The sequence below is a fragment of the Paenibacillus oryzisoli genome (genome assembly GCF_001653565.1).
GTDB lineage: Bacteria > Bacillota > Bacilli > Paenibacillales > NBRC-103111 > Paenibacillus_E > Paenibacillus_E oryzisoli.
Map to the genome: position 1 here is coordinate 102,490 of NZ_LYPB01000069.1, position 23,445 is coordinate 125,934.

Sequence of the window (23,445 nt, forward strand, 5' to 3'; positions counted from 1 at the left end):
ATTTACTTTTACTTTTGTTTAAGGTATTCTCACTTCTACAAGGCATGGAAGGAGTAAGATCATTCATGAAATTAAACACCTCGTTTGCCTCGAAAAGCTTTCTTTTGAAAATCGTCATGTGGATCAGCGCGTCCGTACTACTCATCGTTGGCATTCTGTCCGTCATCATTTATTGGAATGCACAAAGCTTAATGATCAGCAAGGAATCCGACAACAGCAAAAAAATATTGCTTCAAGTCAAATACAATACGAACCTCATGAATGAAACCATAAGCCGACTCACGCAGTCCCTGTATATAAATAACGATATTACCTCCATTATGTATGCGGAGCAGGAGAATATGGTTGATGTCATCACGCGCATAAATAACGTCGTGAATTCACTAAACTCCTCCTACCCCTATATTCACTCCATCAGTGTATATAACCGTAATCTTAATCAATTCTATAATGCGGGCTCGCCCATTTTCTTTGATGATCCGCAAGTGTTAGCGTTGTTTAAATCAGATCAAATCCTTCCCAAATTAAAACCGATATTTCGCGATATTCACAAAGTCGTAAATGGCGGTAACAAAAGTGAACGCGTTCTTTCCTATTTTATGTATGAGACGGCCACGAAGATCGAAAATCCGAATGGCGCTGTGGTTATTAATGTGAAACCGGAATGGCTGCTGGGCAACATTAAGCAAATCAATATGGTTGATCGCCAGAAGGGAAATAATATTTATATCCTTGATTCGAATGGAAACTACATTAATGAGGATGACAACCAAGAAGATCCCGCCAAACTGACATGGTTAAAGGATGAGGTTAAACGTCACACGCAAGAAACTTTGTCGGCAGAATCCGAAAGTTCGTTCAAAAGCAAATACATGGACACGCAATATTTAGTTACTTACTTATATATCGATAGCATTAACATGACGTTATTGAAGATCCAACCAACCCTTGAAGTATACGGGTATATCCAGGGCTTTAAGACGAGCATTATCTTCATTACACTCATATTTCTTGTCATGGCTATTGTTATTTCTGTCAGTATTTCCCGTAAAATCTATAGTCCTATCGGCAATTTGGTGCAAACGATTTCATCCAATCGCCTTCATCCCTTTCAACAAAGAGGAAAAGGCGATGAAATCTCCTATTTAGATTACGTTTATAAGCAATCCATGGAAAAGCTGAAGCTTTATGATAAACAGCTCTACCAGTACGGAGATGTGATGAAGCATTACTGGTTAAACCGTATCCTTACGGAAAATTTGAAGTTGGATACTGCGGAGCTGGCAAGCATCTTTCAGGAAATGAAGATAGCCTTGCCACTGGACACATCTTATGCCGTTTTACTTTTAAAAATAGACAACTACAAGGATTTCCAGCAAAGATTTTCTTCCAAAGATAAAGAAACCATACGCTATGCGATGATCAACATTGCCTCGGAATGTATTTCTCGAACGTATATAAATGAAGGCTTAGACTTAAAGGATGACCATGTTGTCCTCATTCTGAGCATTCCCCAGGCGGCTGAACATGTTGAATCCACTGTGACATCCCTGATTCAAGAGGCCCAACAATACGTCGGTCAGTTTTATAAAATTACATTTACGGCGTCCATCAGCCCTTTATCTACTACGATCGAATCCTTACATAATCTCTATAACAAATCGCTGGATCAAACGGTATATCGTTTTCATTATGGTCATCATGCCATTCTGGATGCTACAGTGTTACTTCTACATGAAAACAACGCCAAAACAGGATATGCAAAGAAGTTAGAAGAAAACTTGCAAGACGCGCTCCGCAAACGGGACTTAACTGCAATTGATGACACGATGAAGCTGATATTCCATGAAATTCGCCAACTCAACTATTATAATGCGTTAGCTTCGACCTTCCGGCTCTTAGAAACGGTGAAAAAAACATTAGAATCAAGCTCAGAACCAGCTATGCCCTCTTTGATGATCGATCTATCTAGTTTTTCGCTTCAGCTAATGGAGAAAGAGACGTTAGACAGCATCTATGAAACGATCATGGACGCGCTGAAAGATTCCTTGCAAACCATGCCAGGGGAGCCAGCGAAAAAGTTAAATCATTATGTCGTAGATACCGTATCTGATTACATTGAGACCCACTATCATGATCCTTCCCTCTGTTTGGCATCCATCGCAACCATGATGAAAATATCGCAGCGACGTCTAGGCAATCTATTCAAAGAGGCCAAGCAAGTATCTGTTTCTGACTATATTAATGAAACAAGACTCGCGAAAGCAGCCCAATTACTCAGTGAAAATAACATCAGCGTGCGCGAAATTGTAGAAAAAATAGGCGTTATAAATGAAACGTATTTCTTTAGTTTATTTAAAAAACATTTTGGTGTAACTCCTAAAGAATACGCGTTAAAAAGCAATGTAAAGCAATTAATACATTCAAAGAACGATTTGGAATTCTAAAACAGAACATAAAAGACCGAACAAGGTACCACATCACAGGGTACCTTGTTCGGTCTTTATTCGTTATTAAGTCCAATCAAATACAACTGAGAAGACCTCATTCGGGTGTAAACGCAATTGTTCGTAGGCTGCCGGCGCTTCTGTATAAGGGACGACGCGATCGATATAAAGCCGAGGATCAATCGCTTTACTTCGAATCGCTTCAATCGCATTCAATCGATCTTCATTTCCTCGGTCCCCAGGCATGAGAAGGAGAACACCTTCCGACTGCAAATCAACTCTGGGGTCAAGGCTAAGTTTGTCTATGTAGGTGGCTTGATAGACGATACGCGGCCAATGACCGACAATACCTGAAATAGGGTTTACGTAATAGGTTTTCGGATCCCGAAACACATTTGGCGTTCTCCGAATTAGCTTATGAGCAAGCGCTACGCCATGTGTGGAGCCTGAAGCTTCCACCACAATGTTGGCCCCACCATCACAATAGGCAAGTATTCGTTCTAAGGCATCAGGATCTGAAGCCTGAACACAAGCGTGAACACCGTAGCTCAAGGAACGCTGAAGCCTAGATTCAGACAGATCAACAGCGATCACCCGACAGCCTTTGTTGACAAGAAAGCCCGCAGAGAAAGCCCCAATGACCCCTTGTCCGATGACCACTGCGCATTCATCACGTTGTGGTTGTGCTGCCATGACGCCTCGCAAGCTGATCGCCGCCACAGGGCTCACGACATAGTCCAAGGGATCTGATCCTCTGGGCAGCAGCATTGGCTTTTCTTCCACGCCAACCAGATGCATACTCGCCTGCCCTCCCCATTGCGAATTGATCTCTTTCAGGTTCGTTTGCGGATTGTAGCTCAGCAGGTCACCAACGCGGTACCCCTTTACATTTCCACCCACGCTAACCACCTCACCAACAGCCGTGTAGCCTGGAATAAGTGGAAATTTGTCAGCAGCGCCATAGTACCCTCCTAAGACGCGCGTTTCCGTTCCACTTGAAACAAAGGTATAGCGTGTTTTCACAAGCATTTGATTCTCATTCATTTCAGGCAGCGTAAAGGTACCGAAACCCACCTCGTTTACACGTTCAAATACGATAGCTTGAATTGTTGTTGTCATGGCTAGTAGCCTCCCTTATAAATTGCTGTATAAGGAAAACAAAACGAAGATCCGGAGACCTTCGTTTAGTCGTCCTCGCAAGCTTACATCTCAAATATGACTGTTGGATTTGTTGTAATTACCGCAACGATTTCTTTATAAATGCCGCCATAGGTTATCCCGAACGTATACGTACCAGGCAATAATTCCTTGCTGATCTCACCACCTGTTGTAGTTCCTACGGTCAACCAGCTGCCCGCATAATAGCTCACAATGCCGCCATCAATCAGATTGCCCTGGCTATCCTTCAATTGAACCTTCACTTTAATCGTTTGGAAGGCAACTAAGGGATCAATACCTACGTTCTGTACTTGCTCCTTATACGTCCCTTCATAGGCAATGCTAAAGGTGTAGGAACCAGGCAACAGCTCCTTGCTGACTTCGCCGCCAACGGTACTTCCCGTGGTCCGCCAGCTGCCCGCATAGTAACTTACATGGCCACTGTCGATCAGATTCCCCTGGCTATCCTTCAGCTGTGCCTTCACATTAACCGTCTGGAAGGCAACTACGGGATCAAGACCTACGTTCTGCACTTGCTCCTTATACGTCCCTTCATAGGTCATGGCAAAGGTATAGGAACCAGGCAACAACTCCTTGCTGGCTTCGCCGCTAACGGTCCCCCCCATCGACAGCCAACTTCCTGCATAATAGCTCACAGTGCCGCCGTCCATTAGCTGTCCTTGGCTATTCTTCAACTGTGCCTTCACCTTGACTGTCTGAAAGGCTACCACGCCGTTCGTTCCTGTATGCTGCACTTGCTCTTTATACGTTCCTTCGTAGGTCATGCTAAACGTATAGTTATTAGCAGGGAGGTTAAGGCTTACTTTGCCGTCGGTGCCCGTCACACCGAAATCCTTCCATCCCCCATCATAGTATGTCACGATGCCTCCACTGAGCGGATTGCCGTTACTATCTTGAAGCTGCACCACTAACGGCGATGTCGTTACCGGTGCAGTCGAATCCGTGACAACCGGTCGAACTTCCACATCGTCTAGATAATAGGAATCCAATCCCGAAGGTAAATCCGTGAACATGTACATAGCCATATTCGTAACATTTCCTGTCTCTTGAAGGGTATACATACCTTCTAGATGCATCCAAGACGAGGCACTTAAGGGTTGACTTGTTAGGATTATTTTTTGCTTCGTTACGCCATCTACCTTGTACGTCAGACCTAACCGCAGCACCACACCCGTTGTGGATTCAGGCGCCAATTTGGCCCAAGCCGAATAATAGTACGCATTTCCCTTCAGGATATTGGCAGGAAAGTTGATGCTTCCAAAAGCGTTCGTCTTGGTAATCTTTAACGACTGGCTTCCGCTATGAGCTTGGATTGTACTCATAGCTCTCACAATTTCCCAACCGGTATAAAGCGGCGTTGCCCCCTCCATACCCGCGTCGTTAATCAAGTTGCTGCCTAGATTCGGAGCAAGCACCGTCACAACAGCCGTTGCCGATTTCCCGCCCTTAGAAGCTATCACTGTGATCGTAGCTGTACCGGAACTAATTGCATGCACAGTTCCCGTCGCATCTACCGTCGCCACATTCGGATGATCCGAGCTCCACGTTACCGCATTGCTCGCATCCGACGGCAGCACGGTCACAACGAGTGCTTCTGATTGACCCAAGGTTAAGCTCAGCGAAGCCTTGTTCAGGATTACTTCAGTAACTTCAGTCCAACTGGTATTTCCTTTAAAAGAAGCCCAATCCGTCAAAACGCCCGTTAGTAAGGCAGGTTTGTTCGCATTCCCTAGCAAGCTGCCAGCCTGGGTTCCAATCGAGATTTTGGTTCCTACATTGATACTTCCCGCAAATCCATATAATTGATCCTTTCTCATGATGCCTTCCGTCAATACTCTTCCTGACTGTCCTGGTGCAATGGGCTCTAGTGCAATGCCGATGAAGCTCTCCGCAGAATCACCAGGTGTCATCAGGCGCACTGTCGTTGAATCCGTATCAAAAGATACAGCGGCAAACCGCGGAATGCCCATCTGCGTATGGTTCTCCAGCGTCATTTGTTTATCCGGCACTTGGGGATAATATTCGTTCCCGGTGACGTTATATTCTACCGCATAGCCTGAAGTACCCAACACGCTATTAATGACATTGATGATGTAAGCGTTGGTCTGTTCCGTATAATTCTCATTAAACAGGATGGTTTTAGTCGTGCCATTTTCAAAAAGTACTTGTAAGGTTTTCGGATTCACTGTACCGTCCCCAAGCCTTCTACCCAGCGTATTATTCACTTGGATATTGGAACTAGCACCAACTTTAATACCCGAGATATCCCAGTAGCCGTATAAGTACCCCTTCAGGCCCCCTCCACCATCACGAGTGGTATAAGCGCCTAGAATATCTGACACGGCACTCCCGCTCACCTTCACATTGGAGCTGCTTCCCGTGGATGAACTAAACAGCGCAAGTGCTCTCCCTCTGTGACCATCAACATAACCGATCGGTGTACTGTGATTGAACGTTACGTTATAGTCCGCGTGATTCGCATATTGATTTTCCGGTTTTTGCGTGATCCATGGCGAATCATTTTGAAGCAAATAGGTGCCTGTGAATTCACTGTTATTGAAAATCACTTCATCCTCTGTTCCGCTTCCCAAGGATTGTATAACAATCGGGTTTGACGTTACCGTTGAAACAACTTGGCTGTTATTAATGATATTTATTTGAGGTTTAGTAAAATCCTCACGATTATGCACATACCAGCCGGTAGCCTTAGAAACAAAGGTACTATCGTAGAATGTTTCGACTACACCGCTCGCTGAACCGTACCCCCAAGCATGGGAACCATTCCCGCTGCTTCCTCCCCAGACTTGAGCGGGATCTAAATCCGCTGGAGGTGTCACCCCCGGATGCGCTGCTATCCAATTCTTCCGATAGTCGACCGCTTCCAGATTCCCATAATGCTCAATGTAGACATTCTTGATCACATGGATGGCATCTTTATTTCGACCTGATTCCTCGCTATGAAGTGGATATCTCATATTTTTGGCTGTAATCTTCAGGTTCTCTAGATTAGCCGTTCCTTGCAACCACAAGGTTGATTGTTCGGTAATTTCACTATTCGTAGCCGATGGGCTGTTCTCTCCCTTGAGCCATACTAGATCCCGATCTGTGCCTCGAAGCGTCACATAGGGCTTCACGACCCAATTCTTCTCCGTATACACGCCTGGATAAATCTCAATCACATATTGTTTCTCAGCGCTGCTATCCTTAATACTGTCGTTCGCCAGCTTCGGTGAGATATAATCCCCTGTGCCGTCAGGCTTCACTGTTATCGTGACGATTTCGTTCGTTCTTTCAACAACGGTCACGGTACTGGTTGCTATTTTGCCACTATCCAACGTGATTGCCGTAATTTGAGCGACACCCAAACTTCGACCATATACAGCTCCATTCACGTCAACAGTGGCAACTTCCTGACGATCCGAATACCAGACAACCTCTTTATTAAACGCATCAACAGGCTGAATGAAAGGCAGCAACGTTTTGGTTTTCCCTTCCATAACAGTCGTAGAACTTGGATTCAGGCTCATATCTGTCACATATACCCATGCAGGTGATTCCTTATACGTGATTGGCCTTACCTCTACATCATCCAAATAATACATGTCATTCTCAGCTGGCGCGTCTGTAAACACATACATCGTGACATTCGTAACGTTGCCTGTCTCGTTGATGGTATGCGTGCCCGTCACCTGTTTCCACTCCGTACTGCTCAGAATAGGACTGGAGTTTAGAATTTGCTGTTTCACTACGCCATCTAATCTATAGGAGAGAGCAATCCTTAGCACTTTGCCAGGTGTCAAATTGGCTTGCAGTTTCACCCACGCGGAATACTCGTATTCCTTCCCTATCTCGATATTCACGGGAAACTGAACACTGCCGTATTGGTTGGTCTTCGTAACTTGCAGAGATTGGTGTCCGCTATGATACTGCTCCGTGTCCAGTTCCCTTATCGTTTCCCATCCGTTTGGAACAATCTCCGCTTCCATACCGGGATTAGCAATAATGTTATCTCCCTTCACAGCTACGCTTGCCGCCGTATCCAGCGTGATGGCATCAATGCCAAATTCTCCTTGGGCATTCGTCGGTATGACTTTGATTTGTTTGATCGTACCCGTCCAAGCCGGATGATTACTAGGGTCCCACACATATTCCCTGATGTTCGGATCATTCGGCAGCACGAATGTCGTTAGTTTATTTAGTGGGTTCCATTCGGAAGATGCCGTCGTCCTGAAGTATATTTGGGCTTCATTCCCGCTTGTGTCGTTCCTGAGCTTGATCTTAACCCGCTTAATCGCTGAAGCAGCGAAATTGATGTTGTCTGGCGATATGAGCTCAGGGCTACTACCCGTTGAGGTTGCTTGATAGATTCCCCCTGCTGTCTGACCTCCTGTCACTTGATTGTTCGTCGTCCACCCCTCCAAGGTGGTAAAATCCCAAATCTTAGATGTGGTATACATATCGACGCTCTGAGCATTCGAATCCCAATTCACAACATACCCGAAAGCTTGGTTGAAGAAATGCACGGGGATTAAAAGCTCGCCCGATGGCTGCAGTTCTGGCGCACGCTCCAGCAAGATAGTTTGGCTATCTTTGTAAGCCGTCTGATCACCAACCTTGAGTCTGTATACCTGATTGTCTTTCACACCAATTAACGTTTGCGTCGATGCCTCCCATTCTGTGCTGGCACCGATTAGCTTGAGCATCTCCCCCGCTGGTACCATGACAGTTTGATTAGCCATTACTGGTTTTTCATAAAACTGAGCTTTCTTGCCGTCGATTTTCACATTGATTCCTGCATCTGGTGAGTAAACGACCCCAATGGCATCTATGCTGAAATCTCCAGGAACTGTCATAGGATCGAATCGAATTTGCCGAATGATCCCTTCCCATTTGGCAATCTTCCACATATCCACCACATATTCGGTATACCCAGTTTCATTGCGTTCCACATAGAAGCTAATGGACTTGACCTCGTTCCAAGTCGTATCCTCATTGGTAATAAAGAACACCTGACCTGAAGACCCCGTCGTACTCTTCATTCTGATTTTCAGATAGGGATGCGCAGCAGCTTGAATATTCAAGTTGTCAGCAGACATAAGGCCAGGATCGATATTGTTCGCTGTGCCAGAGAAAGCGCCGTCGCTCACCCCAGCGTTGATGACCTGTTTCTCCACACGCCAACCTTCAGGATCGCCATTGGTATCGAACCCCCAGAACAACCCGTATTGGTCTGTAAGCGCTGGAGGTGCTGGGTTCTTTAATGGCAATACTCTCCCTGGCGGATGCAAGATGTTGATCCTATCCTTCTGGGCTTGCGTTGGCTGTACATCCGAATGCGCAGTACCGTTTGTGAATACATGGCTAATCGCATCCAGGTAGCCAAACCCCGCTAAGCCTGCAGGCATAATGAAATGCCCTTCCCCTAACTCATTCCAATTATCCAACATCACCATCTTCTTGCCTAAGTTACCCGCTGGCAACGATGGTTGCAAGGTATCCTTGGTCCACTGTACAACAGATTGGAACTCCGAAGGCGTGGTGTAGTAACCGGCATTTCCTCCCCAAGCCACATCATCTCTTCCCATGCTGAGCATGGGCAGCGCATCGATAATGCCTGTATCGCGTTGTGCAATCATGTAGGATTTCTGAACGTCTGCATGCCCGCCAACACTGCCCCAAGAATAGGCATAGACGGCATCGAATCCAGCCAGTTTGCGATCACTCATGGACGTTACATCCGATGCGGAAGTAGTCGTCAAGAGAATGATGTCATCAAATCCAAGCGCCTTGACTTCATTTCGCAAATAATCCATCTCCGCCTTGACGCCTGCCAAGGTACCGCCGAAATCCCTTTTGAGTCCGGTAAGGCTATAGATAGAGATCACCGGTTTATTATCAATCACCATATAACGCGGATCTTTGAAATAATACTCGATCCAGTATGGCACGATGTTCGTACGGAAATCTTGACTATCCTTCACTTTGGATGCTGCATTCTCCCACATAATAGCAAACTTTGTTTGATCGCTATATTGGGCATTGAAATACCCATCATGAAGCGAGTTATGCAGATAAGGCTCTTTGACTGGAACGCCTTCCCCATAAGAGGGTCTAAACCAGCATGAGATTTGGAAATCAACACCGTGTTCAGCCAACCATTTATTCTCCCAATCAGCCGTCTCTGGGTTCCCCTCGTCATAGTATCCCAAATACGGTTCCCGATCCGAGTAAGGCGTTATGGTATCCCAACCGAGATGGTTGCCTTCCCGCCAGATGGGACAGCTCTGAATGCCTATAGCCTGATCTGTCGAGACCGCAGGAGTCGGAGCAGGTACATAATCCGCTGGAAGCGCCAAATCTTCAAATACGAGAATATCATCGAGCCATATCACACCTTGCGTTGTTGCCGATGCCTTAAATGCAATTCCGTCTAGACTTGCCGTGGCAGCTGAGAATGGTACCCCTTGTGCTTGCCGTTTCCCATTGACATAAAGGTCTGCTGTTGCATTGGCCATATCCAACTTCACTTTAATTTCATACCACAGATTTGCCTTGTAATCATAAAAGGGGACCGGCTGGCCTACATCATTGATGTAATTGAGTTTACCATTCGCGGTTATCAGCTTCATCGCCGCCGTGCTGCCACTCAAGACCTCTGCTGAATAGCCGTCCTGCTTTTGCGGAATAAGCATCTTGTAGGCAAAGACGGTATTCGCCGAAGTGGAAGACACATTTTTCTTAAGACTCATCTCACCAGTGGCTCCAGCCGCATTCATTTTCAGACTAAATACATCGGGACGCACTGCGCTCTTCATTTCCTCGACCGCTACAGTTCCGCCAGCAGAAGCGATCTGCCAGTCTTCAGGCAGAAATCCCGGCATCAGGGAAATGAATCTTTCATTGACCGCGTATCCCTTGTGGATTTTAACAGGAGCCAGGAACATATCGCCTTTCGAAGACGCACCTGTCTGAATCTGCACATGATCGAGACTGGTGACAACATGCTTGAAGCCTGCATTGGAGGTTTTAAGATCACCATTAATAAACACATCCGTCGTATTTGCGCTGATATTTGCAATGACTTTCACACCATACTCTGTATTCGCCGTATAGGATTGCAAGGTCTGAATCGTACCGCCCGAGGTTTCCAGACGAAGCTCACCATTTCCCGTCACGATGCTGACAGCCTCAGTATCGTTACTACTGAGCTGCCATTTAACGCCATCCATCATCGCAGATAGCTTAAAGCGATACTCCATTGTAATAACACCGTCATTTTGTTGGATGAACTCCCGGCGTATCGAGACAGGCAACGTTGCATTCGTATCACTGATTTTGAACCAGTTCAGATAGGAAGAGGACAGACTGCCCCCCGCCTTGCGGACATCCCAACTAGAAGGCAAAACGTCCATCGTGTTGTTATTGGGAAAGGAAAAACTCTCGTCAACCAGATAGCCTACCCCTACCGGAACATCCTCCGCTTTCGCGGTAGGGGATTGTAGCATGAATACAAGTACCATTAGCATGCAAGCATAGATGATCGCCCCAGCGGCCCATCTTCTCTTGTTCATCAATGATCACGCTCCCTTTAATAATATAATGAATGCGCTTCCAATATCTTCTCGTCATGTCCCCCTATATCTGTTGGTTGCCATATGAAATTGGAACCGAGTAACAAAGTAGCCCGGTTCCAATTGTTTAATTACTTATTTTGCGCTTTCCAAGCGTCGAGCTGCTTCTGAGCTTCAGCTTTAATTTTCTCTAAGCCAGCATCTTTCAACCGCTGCTTCATATCGCCCAAGAACTTATCATAATCAGGCATCGCGCCGGAATATAAAATGGGTTGCAGTTCCGCATATACCGCATTGACTTGAGCTATTTCGGATTTTACGACTTCCCCATTAAAAAGAAATCCAAGGATCGACGATGTTTTGGCTTCATTATTGTTTTTTTGCATTTGCTCTAGGGATGCCTTTGAGTTCCAGCCCGAATCCCATTGATCCCACAGCGGCCCCAGCCAGTTATGCCAGATGGCCCAGGTTTGTTCTGCTCCGCTCTTCGCATCTACAGACATGGCATCTGTGCCAGCACCGGATTTAACCGTATAGTTCTTTCCTTCTAGCCCATAAGCCAACGTGTTGGAAAGCTTCTTGTCTTTCCAGACCAAATTGAGCAGTTCCATGGCTCTTTCCGGATTTTTGGATGTTTTGGAGATGGCGGTTGCCGCCCCTACCATATTACTTGTTGCTATGATGGGATAAAATGCAAGCGATTCTACTGTTGGGAACCCAAACAACGCCGTGGATTTCGAACCATCCTCCGTATAACCACCGGAATCACGCATGACCGCATATTTCCCGGACTTGGCTTCTGCAGTGAAATCCGTTTTGATTGCCGCATCTTTGGCTACATAACCTTTCACATAGTAATCGTGCATCGTGCGATAGTTGTTGACGAATTGGGGAATGTCCGTTTCCAAGACCAATTGGTTCGCCTTTTCATCATATCGGATCCCTTTGGTTACATTGGTATGGTCTGCAATAAAGTCACCTGGCGCAGAAACTGTTTTCGTGACCAGCAATGGCGTTATTGTAGGCTCATTCTTCTTAATCATTTCTAAATAGGGCTCAAGATCCTGCAAATTCTTTATTTTCTTATAATCCAGATTGTACTTCGTCACCAAATCTTTTTTGAACACAATGCCATTCGGCGTGGTAAAAGGTCCCTGACCTGGTACAGCCATAATCTTGCCATTATACGTAACCGACTTCCAAGCACGTTTATCCACTTTTGCAAGAATATCCTGCCCATATTTCTTCAGAAGATCGTCCAGTGGCAGGAACGCACCTTTTTGCACATTGGTGTCGATCGCATTCGTCCAGTTGGAGGTAAATACAAGATCGTATGGTTCACCGGAAGCTGACATCAGCTTCATTTTGTCTTCCCAGCTTGCTCCGTCAATAAAGTTAAAGTGCACATTCGCGTTTACAGCGCTTTTAATCGTTTTATTCGCTTCCGCTTCAATCGCCTCTTGATCCTTCATCGTATCAATCGGTTTACGCATGTACCAACTAAGGTTCACCAACTCTTTGGTTGGCTCGACTGCTGTAGTCGCATTGGGAACCGCTGAGGAGCTGCCCGTGACAGTTGGCTCATCTTTCTTATCTGTACTGCACCCGCTAAGTACCACGGAAACCACTAACCCCATCGATACCACGCCGCCTACCACTTGCTTTGTCTTTTTATTTCCCCTGCTCACAAACATACCTCCCTAAGAATATGATGTTCATTTATATATAACAGACACAGGACGAAAGATCCATGCGCTGGACTTACTTGTATTCGCTACCCTTTTACAGATCCAACCGTCAACCCCTGAACGAAATAACGCTGAAAGAATGGAAATATGACCAGCATCGGGCCTGCTGCAAGAATACACATCGCCATCCGCGCAGCTAGACTCGGTACTTGTTGTCCCGGCTTAACTAGACCATATTGCATCGCTTCGGCGCTGTTAAGGAACTCCATATTGCGCAAGACGCGAATAAGCAGATATTGCAGTTTCATCTTATTCTCGTGGTCAATGTACAACAGGGTTAACCACCAGTCATTCCAATACTGCAAGACCAGGAATAAGCCAAGTGTCGCCAACGCCGGTTTACTAAGGGGAATGACGATACGCGTGAAAATGGTAAGTTCGCTTGCGCCATCGATTTTGGCCGATTCAAATAATGCATCTGGAAGTGTTTGTAAGAAGCCTCTCATTAACAACACATGCCAACCTGTGATGAGGAATGGAAGAATCAGCGCCAAGAGGTTATTTTTCAAGTCCAGCCAACTCACCATCAATATATAAGAAGGAACTAGCCCACCTTGGAACAACATGGTAAAAAATACATAGAAGGAAAGCCCCTTCCGATACGCATAATCTTTCCTAGAAATCGTGTATGCGAAGCTTGTGGTAATCCACAGCCCTGCCACAGTCCCAATCAGCGTTGTATAAATCGTCACCATATACGCATTCAGCAAGACAGCAGGATCATGGAGAATCACACGATACGCAGTTAAATCGATCTTCTTTGGCAGAATAGAATATCCATACGTCATAATATCACTTTCATTTTGAAAGGAGGTGCCTATTATAACTAGAAAGGGATACAAGCAAGCGACACAGACTAGTATAAAAATGCCATGAATAATCCATGTACTGAGCATCAATGGTGAACGAGTGTTAGCAATCCGTGGTGTCATCATAGGACATTCTCCTTAAAATAATGAATTTTCACGATTAATTTTTTTCACGATAAAATTCGTCAACAGGACCAACATGAAACCAACCGTAGATTGGAAGAAGCCCGCAGCACCAGCCATACCAATATCACCCATATCGACTAACGACCGATACACGAACGTGTCGATGACATCTGTTGTTGTATACAGAGCGGATGAATTCAGGGTTACGTTATAAAATAATCCGAAGTCACTGTAGAAAATTTTTCCAATTTGCAAGATAACCATCATGATAATAATCGGTTTAATCATGGGAATCGAGATCGAAATGGCCTGACGCAGCTTGCCTGCCCCATCTATTTTGGCCGCTTCATAGTACTCCGCATCGACGCCCATCAGTGCTGCATAATAGATGACCGCACCGTACCCAAGCCCCTTCCATACCGCACCAATAATAAGAATAAAAGGCCAAAACTTCGGCTCGTTATACCACATAACAGGCGCTATGCCGAGCATCTCCAATCCCTTATTAAACACACCATAATCCATATCCAAGAGCGCCCGGAAGGCAAACCCAGCGACGACCCATGAGATGAAATAAGGAATGAACAAAACGGTCTGATACACCTTCACAAACCGCTTACTGACCTCCCGAAGCATTAATGCAAAAGTGACTGAAATCATGGTGCCTAACGTAATGAACGCCAGATTGTAGAGGAGTGTGTTCCTCAGCACGCGTTGTAAGACATCGCCCTTAAATAGAAATTGAAAATTGTCCAAGCCTACCCACGGGCTGTTCCAAATCCCCAGATCATATTTGTAATCCTTGAAAGGAAGCAATAATCCGTAGAGTGGCACATAATCAAAAATAAACAGTAGCGCGATGCCCGGAAAAGCCAATAAGGTTAAACTGAAGTTCTTTTTAAAAGTTCTCATGTATCTGCCCCTTCTTGCTAGAGTGCCTGTGATGATTGCGTTAGTGATACCTTTACTGTAGATAGTTGAGGACCGAATGTATATTTCGAAAAGTGTCTTTCTCTTCGAAAAATGACTTTCTTGCCTGCGAATGAGCTGCGATTCATGCCGATAGCTTCGATAATTACGCTATGGCTCGGGAAAGTGTGTTTACAGAACACAAAAAAGCGTTCAAATGACTACAGGGCAGTCAATTAAACGCTATTGGAATTACAATATTTTGCTATGAACAAACGAGCATTTCGACAGATGCTTCCTCCACAATCGTAAGAAGTTCACCTTGGGGTGGGTTATCTGAAATGATACGATGAACAGCACTTATATCGGCAAACGAGAATAAATCACGCACGCCATACTTCGTATGATCCATCATGACGTTTACCTCGGACGCTTGTTCGATGACAAGTCTCTTGATTTCAGCTTCGTGCATATTGGAATTGCTGAACCCATGCTTCGTCGTGAACCCCGTTGTTCCTATAAAGACGCGGTCAAATGCCATTTTGGCAAGAGCAACGGATGCCACAGGTCCGACCAGCGTTGATGTTTTATCCAACAGCATGCCTCCAACGACTATGGTCGTAATCTGCTTGCCTTGCAGCTCAACAGCAATGTTCAGCGCATTGGTAACCACAGTGATTGGCATCGCTGGTGTTAAATATCTGGCAACTTGAAGCGTCGTTGAGCCGCCATCGAGGAAAATGGACTCACCCGCTTCAATAAGTTGTGCCGCGCGGAGACCCATTCTCATTTTCTCTTCCATCATAACGCCTGTGCGATCCTGCAGAGCAATATCCTTGCCGATGAGGATAGCACCACCGAAGGTACGCCTAAGCAGCCCCATGGTCTCAAGCTTCTCGATATCACGACGTATGGTCATTTCCGTGACATCGAACATTTCTTTCAATTCAGCAATTCTAATCTCTCCATCAAGCGCCATGCGATCAAGGATTTGTTGTTGCCGCCCGTTTATCTGATTCGTAATCATGGTGAACCTCCGTAAATGTATCTTAGCTTCATTATCCCAGTCATTTAACTGAGGTTCAACCTAATTTCATAATGGACTGTTTCACCTGGTGCCAGATAAACCAAATTCCCTTGTTCACGTTCTTCTTGGCGTCCACCAACATGACAATTGGCAGGCTCTATGCCGAGCACATGCGTGCCTGCGCCTGGCATGTTCCACTGGACAAGCCTAGGAAGCGTTTGCGATGACCATTCGAGGGACGCTTGAAACCTCGTCGTTCCTCCGTTCAGTGGGAATCTCGGATTCGTAATCTGCACGGAAGGATGATTCGAAGTCACATGATAATAAACCTGTTCATGGGAAGCAGCATCAGGAGATTGCCACGCTTGCTCTACCCCCGCCTGAATGGAAGTATGGGACTCACGCGGGCTCACCTTATCGCTATTAAAGTGAACGTGTGTCTCTTCCATAAGTAACGGAAACCCAAAGTTGAAATGATATAAAATCATGTGCGGGCAAGGGGAAAACCCCATATTCCGAACGGTATCCTTAATGAGAATTGAATTTTCACCAACCCGGCTGCTTATTTCCCTTGATAATTGCAGCCATCCACCGAATATCGACGTTTCGTTAATTAGACCGGTAATACATAGATCCATCTCGTCTTCCTGCCAGCTGCTTCGTGCACATACTTCTTCTGCTGGTGTATGGTGATAGCGTCCATGAAGTCCTAGATGCTCACCCTCGTCATCACAACTAGCCCCTACTTGCATAAGACCACATGTCATGAGGAGTCCGCCCGATGCAGTCCGAAGCCAATGATTACCTTCCGCCTCATAGAACGCAGGATGGACATTCCCATTGGGCGATTGCCAGCTAATCGGCACACCATGATACTCAGCCAATGAAATGTCTAGGCCCTTGGAAGGGGTTACGTGATAACTCAAGCCAGCGCCTGTGCGCACCTGGATATGTTCCACGCCTGCTTCTTTACCCTCTACGCTAACGAACCGTTTGATGCCAGCTATTTGTTCAATCTTGCCTACTCGCGCTTCTAACTCTCTCCGTGACCATTCTCTTCCATATAAGTTCATAGGAATTCACCTATTCATCCTCGTGAATAACAGGCATCCGTTGGATATGGGCATCTGTGAAAATATCGAACTCATCCCGACTCGTACTTGAAAATTCAGAAATGATTGCCCCCTGTTCGCCAGCCTGGAACCAATGCTTTATGCCGGGTTCAATTGTATATTGCTCGCCAGGATACAAGACGATTTCATGCCTGACGGTGTAATACTCCTGACTGCCTGGAGGAATCATAGCAGCAATCACAGGAGTCGGCTCCCCCTCCACATAGAGATATACGTGTCCCCCGCGGCAGCGGAAGGTTTCCTGTTTACCTGGCTCATCCGCGATTGGCGGATGCAGGTGTTCTGGACATGTTTGTCTAGGAAAAAGAACTAATTCCTTCGCACAATAACGTTCGGTATTGATATAGGTTATGAGTTCTAACCCTTGTCGCTCAAGTTGTCCCAGCCCAAAGTCTGCCACTTCAATACGCACAATCTCTTCCGGAGTTAATTGAATGTGGGCTGCGTTTAACATCTGTTCAGCCCGCTGCTGAGCTATCTTGATCTCACTTCGCTTCATTCACTTATCACGCTCGCTTTCGAAGACTTATGATGGGGGCCAATCCATAACTGATCCCCATTCGCATGCCAATTGGTCAGGTTTAACTTCATCGCTTGTTTCTTCCATCCGTTGTTCATTCGTTCCCTTATCGCTGCCCATTCCGTTATTCCACTCGTTGCGTCTGCTTGTTCAACATTGCATGCACCGACGCCAACGGCGCAATGCAGCGTCTCACTCAGTGTTAAGCCTTGGGTTAGTCCGAAAAGAAAACCTGCTATCGTGCAATCGCCTGCACCTGTCGTACCTACAACATCGACCTCATAACAGGAGGAAATTATCTCGCAGTTCAACCAATCTTGCTCCGGGGCATCTAGTCCCATCTGGGGTAATCGCCTCTTATCCGATGTTGTTCGTACATAGATCCCATGCTCCCCGAGCTTAATGACCACAATCGCCGCGCCCATGCCAATGAGTTCGGAGGAGAGACGAGCTAATAATTCACCGTCTGCATAAGATAGCAGATCCCCCTCTGGCGCTTCTTGTTCCATCGCATCGAACAGTTCCCGATCGAGCATATACACCAGTTCCTCGAAGCTAGGTAAACATACATCAACAAATGGCATTGCCTGTGTCAGAATAGCACGCCAATCTACCCTGCCAGCAGGGGATGATGGATCCGGTTTAGCCAAATCAAGCGAAACGGTTACGCCGCTCTCTTTGACTTTCTTCAATAATCTAAGAAGTTCAACCCCTTCATGTTCATACATTTTCTTCATCAGGGGTGGATAACCAAAATGAAATAGTCTTGCTCCTTGCAGCTGTTCCTGATTCAAATCAGCGGCCGAAAATGTATCATTGGCTCCTGTCGCGTGGAGGAATGTACGGTCCCTGTTCGGCGGGGAAATCACAATGGAGTACGAACTCGTCTCCTTCGGCGATACAATCATCCCTTCGACGAGCGAAGGATCTTGCCCTCTAAGCAGGGTAAGAATGATCTGGCCGAAGGGATCCCCGCCAATCTTACCCATTAATTTCACTTGGCTGCCCAGACGGTGAAGCGCAATGCCAGTATTCGAAACCGCGCCTCCTGTCGACATAACGGCAGGGCCAATGTTAATCAGTTTGCCTGGTAGCAGCAGTGCAGCTATGTCTGATTGCGACTCATACATGGTCGGTATCATATCCAAGCAAATATGCCCAGCCACGATGATATCCGCTGGTCCGCTCACATTCATTCCTCCCAATGCAGCGATATGGTTTGACCCGTTCTATTGGATTCTAGCGCGGCAGTAAAGATATGATGACTCGACGCCGCTTCTTCTGGCGTTGCGCAATGGAAAGGCTGCGCCATCTTGCTACGATGTGTTAACTCATCACAGAAAGCAGCCCACATTTGCAAGATGGAATCCGAGAAACCGAATTCAAAGATGCCTCCTGTAAGAGTTTCATACGCCGATTTATAAGGTGTATCTGTGATGTGCCAGGATTGAACACCACCTGTTTTGTACGGTAATGAACGAACTTGCTTTGGATTCTTGGTTGTAAATTCAGCAGAGAATTCTGTGCCCATAATTCGAATAAACCACGTGTTTGCATGTCCGGGAGCGATACGCTTGGTCGACAAGACCATCGGAAATTGCTGATCACCGGTGTCTACCTCGCAGGCCAATATGGCATTGTCCCACGTCTCGCAAGGCACCATCTCCCCTTTGCCGTCGGGACGTTCCCGTACAATTTTGGACAGCAGCGCTCGTACCGAATTCGGTTTCCAGCCAAAGCGCATTGGCAAATGAAGCACATGCATCCCAAGATCGCCCATACAACCATATTCGCCATTCGTCGCGATACGCCTCTTCCAATTGATGGTTTTCGTGGGATCCAAGTCGCTTGAATGCCAGAATCCAGCCTCGACCTCAATAATTTTGCCGAATTTATTCTCTCCCACCCATCCCACAATTTGCTGAACGCCTGGGAAAAAGGGGAATTCCGATGAGCATCGGACGATGACATGTGGATTTCGATCAATAGCTTCCATAATCAGCTTATTGGCTGCCTGATCGATACCGAATGGCTTTTCACCAAGCAAATGTTTACCCGACTCAATGATATCGATATAGATTTCAGCATGAAGATTGTGGGGAACCGCACAATAAATGGCGTCGATGGTGGGGTTAGCAAGCATTTCCTTATAATCCGTATAGGTTGCTTCCACACTAGCTAAATTGTCTTGGAACCACCCCGTCGCTGCCGGATTCGCATCACAGACCGCTACAATTCTGGGTTCACTATCGATATGGGTAAGATGACACCATCTTGCAGCGCTACTGGCAAATTCCTTGCCCATGAGACCACAGCCGATAACGCCAAAGCGAATTATTTTCTTTTGCATCGCGTGAAGACCTCCTCTAGGTAACTTAGTTGCTTAATAGCGCAAGTGCCTGCTCTTCCGTTGCTCCATGATGAACAATGGACATTAACGCTTTGGTCATGCCAGCAGGATTGGGATGCTGAATGACATTGCGGCCATACACAATACCAGATGCGCCTTGCTTCATCAGTTCCACCGTGCGACTCATAATTTCCTCATCGCTCGCTCTTCCTCCACCTCGAACAAGAACAGGAGTACCGGATGCGATTTCAATGACACGATGGTATTCTTCCACATGATGGCAAGGATCGGCCTTAATTACATCTGCGCCAAGTTCAACAGCTTGCCTTACGAGCGGTAAAATTTTATTGATATCGCCATCGACAGTATAGCCGCCATTCACTTCGTTGGCTAACATAACTAAAGGCTCGACCATGAGGGGCATACCGTATCTTTCGCATGCTGTTTTGAGAAGGGATACATTGCGCGCGCACTGATAATGAAGTTCCGGCTGATTAGGTAGTTGCAAGAGATTCACACAAACAGCCACAGCATCCATTCGTACGGCTTGCTCAATGGCGTTATCAATCACTTCACTGAATAGAAACTTCGGCAGCACCTGCCCATAAATATTGGCAACATCCGTTCGAAGGACAAGCCCCGGTTTATTACTGCCAGGTATGGATTGCAGATGTTTGGCTTGACCTAGGCTAAGTTGAATACAATTGGGAGCCGCATTTACAATTGTTTCAATAGCGTCCTTCATATTCTCGATACCCGTTAGAAATTGAAATTCATTAAAAAAGCCATGATCAATCGCAACATCAAAGCATTTCCCCTGCTCACTAAACATGCGGTGGAATCTTGGTTGCACGGACATGTGTGCCATCCCCTTTTTTGAAATGTTTTAAAATAACATTATTAAGTTAGTTTATAACATTATAATACGTTATTTTGTAACATCCGTCTATGTGAATTTCCTGTAGTGATCTTGCCACGATGAAAAACTAAGGTATGATATAAAGTGACTGGATTACGTCATGCTATTCTATAGAACTTGAAGGTGCCCATATGGAATATTTGCTGCTATCTCGTTTAACCCGACTAGATGTGAAATGGATCTCCGAATTACAAGGGAATGAACACTTTGGGCTGCACAAATCCAACCCCTTTTTTGAACTTATTATGGTGACCGAAGGGCCTATCTATTTGCAAGTAGGTGAGGAAGCCTTAGAACTTCAAAGCGGGGAAACTTTCCTGCTGATGCCGTGGGAGAAGCATGGTGGCTGGCAACCCATCGCTAAACAAAGCGGATTCTATTGGGTTCAGTTCGCTGCTGATCCTGGATTGCTCTTACATAAGGAAGAATTAGATGAGGGAGTGCCTTTCACATCTGCGGCGCATCAAGACTTAAGAACTTCCTCGACGGAAAGTCTGACTGACTTTCTACTGCTGCCTCGTCGCAGCAAGCCCTTCAATCGCTATGAGATTTTGGGTATTTTCGAGAAAATCCAACAACAATTCAGCGCCCCCAAGGGGTATTTTCGTTATCGGGCTTCCCTATGGCTTGGACAAGTCTTAGAACTGCTGGCCCAGGATTTAGTAGATCAGAGACATATCAAATCCGAAGTCTCTTCTACTTTTCTGTTGTACAGGCGTCTGGTGAATGTACTGGATGAATCCTATACGTCCAATCCCTCCAGTAAGGAATTGGAGCAGAAGCTCTATCATAGTTATGATTATTTAAGTCAACTTTTCAAACGACACACTGGGATTACGATTGGTTCTTACATCCATCAATTACAAGTACAGAAAGCGAAGCATTTACTTTCGAGTACCACCAGCATCATTCGAACCATTGCCGAAGAAGTTGGATTTCAAGATCCCTTCTACTTCTCCCGGATATTCAAAAAGCTGGAAGGCATTAGCCCCCAGCAATTTCGAGATTCCGTATTAAATAGGCAAACAAATGAATGATTTTAACGAGATGAAGGGCCATTCATAAATACAAGAGGGATAAGGCCTTTCGTTGGACGTCCTTGAGATGTGATTTCTACAATGAGATCATATCTCGCTTCTTCCAACCCACTTGGCGTGAATGAAAATTCAAGTTCGGTTCTACCAACATGGCAGTGATATTGCTCAAGGGAAGCAGCTATTTTCGCTCCGGGAGTTATCGTCCACCCTGATGGCAGATGCCATTTGAATTGTAACCATTGCTGCATAAACAACTGATTATCTATAATAATTTTGATTGTTTTTGTGGTACCTTCTTGAATGAATGGCGCCTCTTTGTAATCAACTATTGCAGAGAAAATAACAAAATCATAGGCAACTTGAAACGGACTTTCGTTCAGTTTATCGGCAAAACTCCGATGCGTCCAAGCATTGATTTGCTTCGATTGACTAAATAGCTGTTCCTTCTCTTTCACCTCAATGGTATACCCATCTGTAGGCGTTACGACATCAACCAACTGACTGCCAAGAAAACTTGGCGTTAATCGAATAATTCGATCCGTCAATTCTGTCACTGTTTTGGGAATTTGCAATCCCTGATCACCTAGATTCAAACACAATGTCTTGATGGAATCTCCAATAGGATCTGTCCATTTGGTCGGAATACGCTCAGCTCCGCCGATTATTCCTAAGATTGAACCTATCGTAGCCGCTGTACAATCCGTATCTTCCCCACAGTTATTCGCAATACAAATACTGTTGCCGAAATCACCTTCGCCGTACAACCATCCAATAATCGTAATGCCTACATTACTTGGTGCATCATAGCCCATTCTGCCGATGGGTACATCCGATGGTAAATCTTCCCGTCGCATGGCGAGAATTCCGAAACTTCCCGGTACATCATTGAGCACTTGGATTCGTGCTTCCTGCCAAGACAATCCCCTTGCATAGGCATCTCTCGCTGACGCAACGCCTTTGGCTACACCGGAGTCGGCAGGGATATAAGACAGGCCTATATTTATTAAGGTATCTCGATCACCCTCTACAAAGGCTGCGCTTTCAATAGCTGCAAAGAATATTTCTGCATATACGCCTTCGCTGCAATGATCGACAATAGCATCCTCATACGCGTATTTAACGGCCACATCTGGATTGCCAGGGGCGAGACAAGCCCATATTTCGGATCGAATATATGCCCCGTTACTATCACCGAAAACATTATTTACATAGCCAGAAAGTGGCGGCACAAGACCTTGTCTTAAATTATTTTTCCCTGCTCCGTATTCGCCCCAGTTAGGAACAATATAGGAGAGCCAATATTCGCCCAAGATTGTCGCTGTGAGATTACGGCCATATTTCTCTGCCACATTCAGCCACACCAGTTGTAAATCGAGATCATCGTTCGGCAGCGGTTCTCCATTCAAATCTTGTGTATAAAAATCAACTTCGAATACGCCACGTTTGCACTCGAAAGGCGCTCCTAAAGTGCCACCTACATTCTTGCCAATCCAACAGCCTAATAATTTGGATCTGTATTCCTGTAAACTTAGTTTTTTGGTATTCATCCTGATAATTCCTCCTATATTGTCATACTTGCTAATTGAAGTATAACAAGCAATGTCATACGGCTAACATGAAGGAAGGATAGTTCTATTTGTTAAAAATCTGTCTTTTGTCCATCATGGAGA

The 23,445-nt window shown here is 45.7% G+C and carries 14 protein-coding genes; 2 read left to right on the forward strand and 12 right to left on the reverse strand.

What is annotated here, in order from left to right; genetic code table 11:
- Positions 1 to 65: 65 nt before the first annotated feature.
- A complete protein-coding gene (locus A8708_RS15245; protein ID WP_068664831.1) occupies positions 66 to 2,447 on the forward strand; it encodes an AraC family transcriptional regulator in 2,382 nt (793 codons plus the stop codon).
- Between the two features lie 66 nt (positions 2,448 to 2,513).
- On the opposite strand, the gene A8708_RS15250 is transcribed toward A8708_RS15245, so the two are convergent.
- From A8708_RS15250 to A8708_RS15300, 11 genes are all read right to left on the reverse strand, one after another.
- Positions 2,514 to 3,566 (reverse strand): zinc-binding dehydrogenase, encoded by a 1,053-nt coding sequence (locus A8708_RS15250; protein WP_068664833.1) that lies wholly within the window; start codon positions 3,564 to 3,566, stop codon positions 2,514 to 2,516.
- 83 nt (positions 3,567 to 3,649) lie between these two features.
- Positions 3,650 to 11,197, reverse strand: coding sequence for an Ig-like domain-containing protein (locus A8708_RS15255; RefSeq protein ID WP_068664835.1), 7,548 nt, complete (start codon positions 11,195 to 11,197; stop codon positions 3,650 to 3,652).
- A 131-nt stretch (positions 11,198 to 11,328) separates the two neighbouring features.
- Positions 11,329 to 12,885, reverse strand: a complete 1,557-nt coding sequence (locus A8708_RS15260) for a DUF3502 domain-containing protein (RefSeq protein WP_068664837.1) — start codon at positions 12,883 to 12,885, stop codon at positions 11,329 to 11,331.
- Between the two features lie 86 nt (positions 12,886 to 12,971).
- Positions 12,972 to 13,880, reverse strand: coding sequence for a carbohydrate ABC transporter permease (locus A8708_RS15265; RefSeq protein WP_239696699.1), 909 nt, complete (start codon positions 13,878 to 13,880; stop codon positions 12,972 to 12,974).
- A gap of 12 nt (positions 13,881 to 13,892) precedes the next feature.
- Positions 13,893 to 14,792, reverse strand: coding sequence for an ABC transporter permease (locus A8708_RS15270; RefSeq protein ID WP_068664839.1), 900 nt, complete (start codon positions 14,790 to 14,792; stop codon positions 13,893 to 13,895).
- Positions 14,793 to 15,054: 262 nt separating this feature from the next.
- Positions 15,055 to 15,816 carry a DeoR/GlpR family DNA-binding transcription regulator gene (locus tag A8708_RS15275; protein ID WP_068664841.1) on the reverse strand — a complete coding sequence of 254 codons (762 nt, stop codon included), beginning with the start codon at positions 15,814 to 15,816 and terminating at the stop codon, positions 15,055 to 15,057.
- A gap of 44 nt (positions 15,817 to 15,860) precedes the next feature.
- A complete protein-coding gene (locus tag A8708_RS15280; RefSeq protein ID WP_068664843.1) occupies positions 15,861 to 16,889 on the reverse strand; it encodes a DUF4432 family protein in 1,029 nt (342 codons plus the stop codon).
- Between the two features lie 10 nt (positions 16,890 to 16,899).
- Positions 16,900 to 17,448, reverse strand: coding sequence for a D-lyxose/D-mannose family sugar isomerase (locus A8708_RS15285; RefSeq protein ID WP_068664845.1), 549 nt, complete (start codon positions 17,446 to 17,448; stop codon positions 16,900 to 16,902).
- A complete protein-coding gene (locus A8708_RS15290; protein ID WP_239696701.1) occupies positions 17,445 to 18,659 on the reverse strand; it encodes a carbohydrate kinase family protein in 1,215 nt (404 codons plus the stop codon). Before A8708_RS15290 ends, A8708_RS15285 begins: the two co-directional genes overlap by 4 nt.
- 2 nt (positions 18,660 to 18,661) lie before the next feature.
- Positions 18,662 to 19,819, reverse strand: coding sequence for a Gfo/Idh/MocA family protein (locus A8708_RS15295; RefSeq protein WP_068664849.1), 1,158 nt, complete (start codon positions 19,817 to 19,819; stop codon positions 18,662 to 18,664).
- A gap of 25 nt (positions 19,820 to 19,844) precedes the next feature.
- A complete protein-coding gene (locus A8708_RS15300) occupies positions 19,845 to 20,678 on the reverse strand; it encodes a class I fructose-bisphosphate aldolase (RefSeq protein WP_068664851.1) in 834 nt (277 codons plus the stop codon).
- Between the two features lie 191 nt (positions 20,679 to 20,869).
- On the opposite strand from A8708_RS15300, the gene A8708_RS15305 reads away from it, so the two are divergent.
- The gene (locus tag A8708_RS15305) at positions 20,870 to 21,775 is read left to right on the forward strand and encodes an AraC family transcriptional regulator (RefSeq protein ID WP_068664853.1); all 906 of its coding nucleotides are present in this window, start codon (positions 20,870 to 20,872) and stop codon (positions 21,773 to 21,775) included.
- Between the two features lie 2 nt (positions 21,776 to 21,777).
- On the opposite strand, the gene A8708_RS15310 is transcribed toward A8708_RS15305, so the two are convergent.
- The gene (locus A8708_RS15310) at positions 21,778 to 23,322 is read right to left on the reverse strand and encodes an ADP-ribosylglycohydrolase family protein (protein ID WP_068664856.1); all 1,545 of its coding nucleotides are present in this window, start codon (positions 23,320 to 23,322) and stop codon (positions 21,778 to 21,780) included.
- Positions 23,323 to 23,445 lie beyond the last annotated feature (123 nt).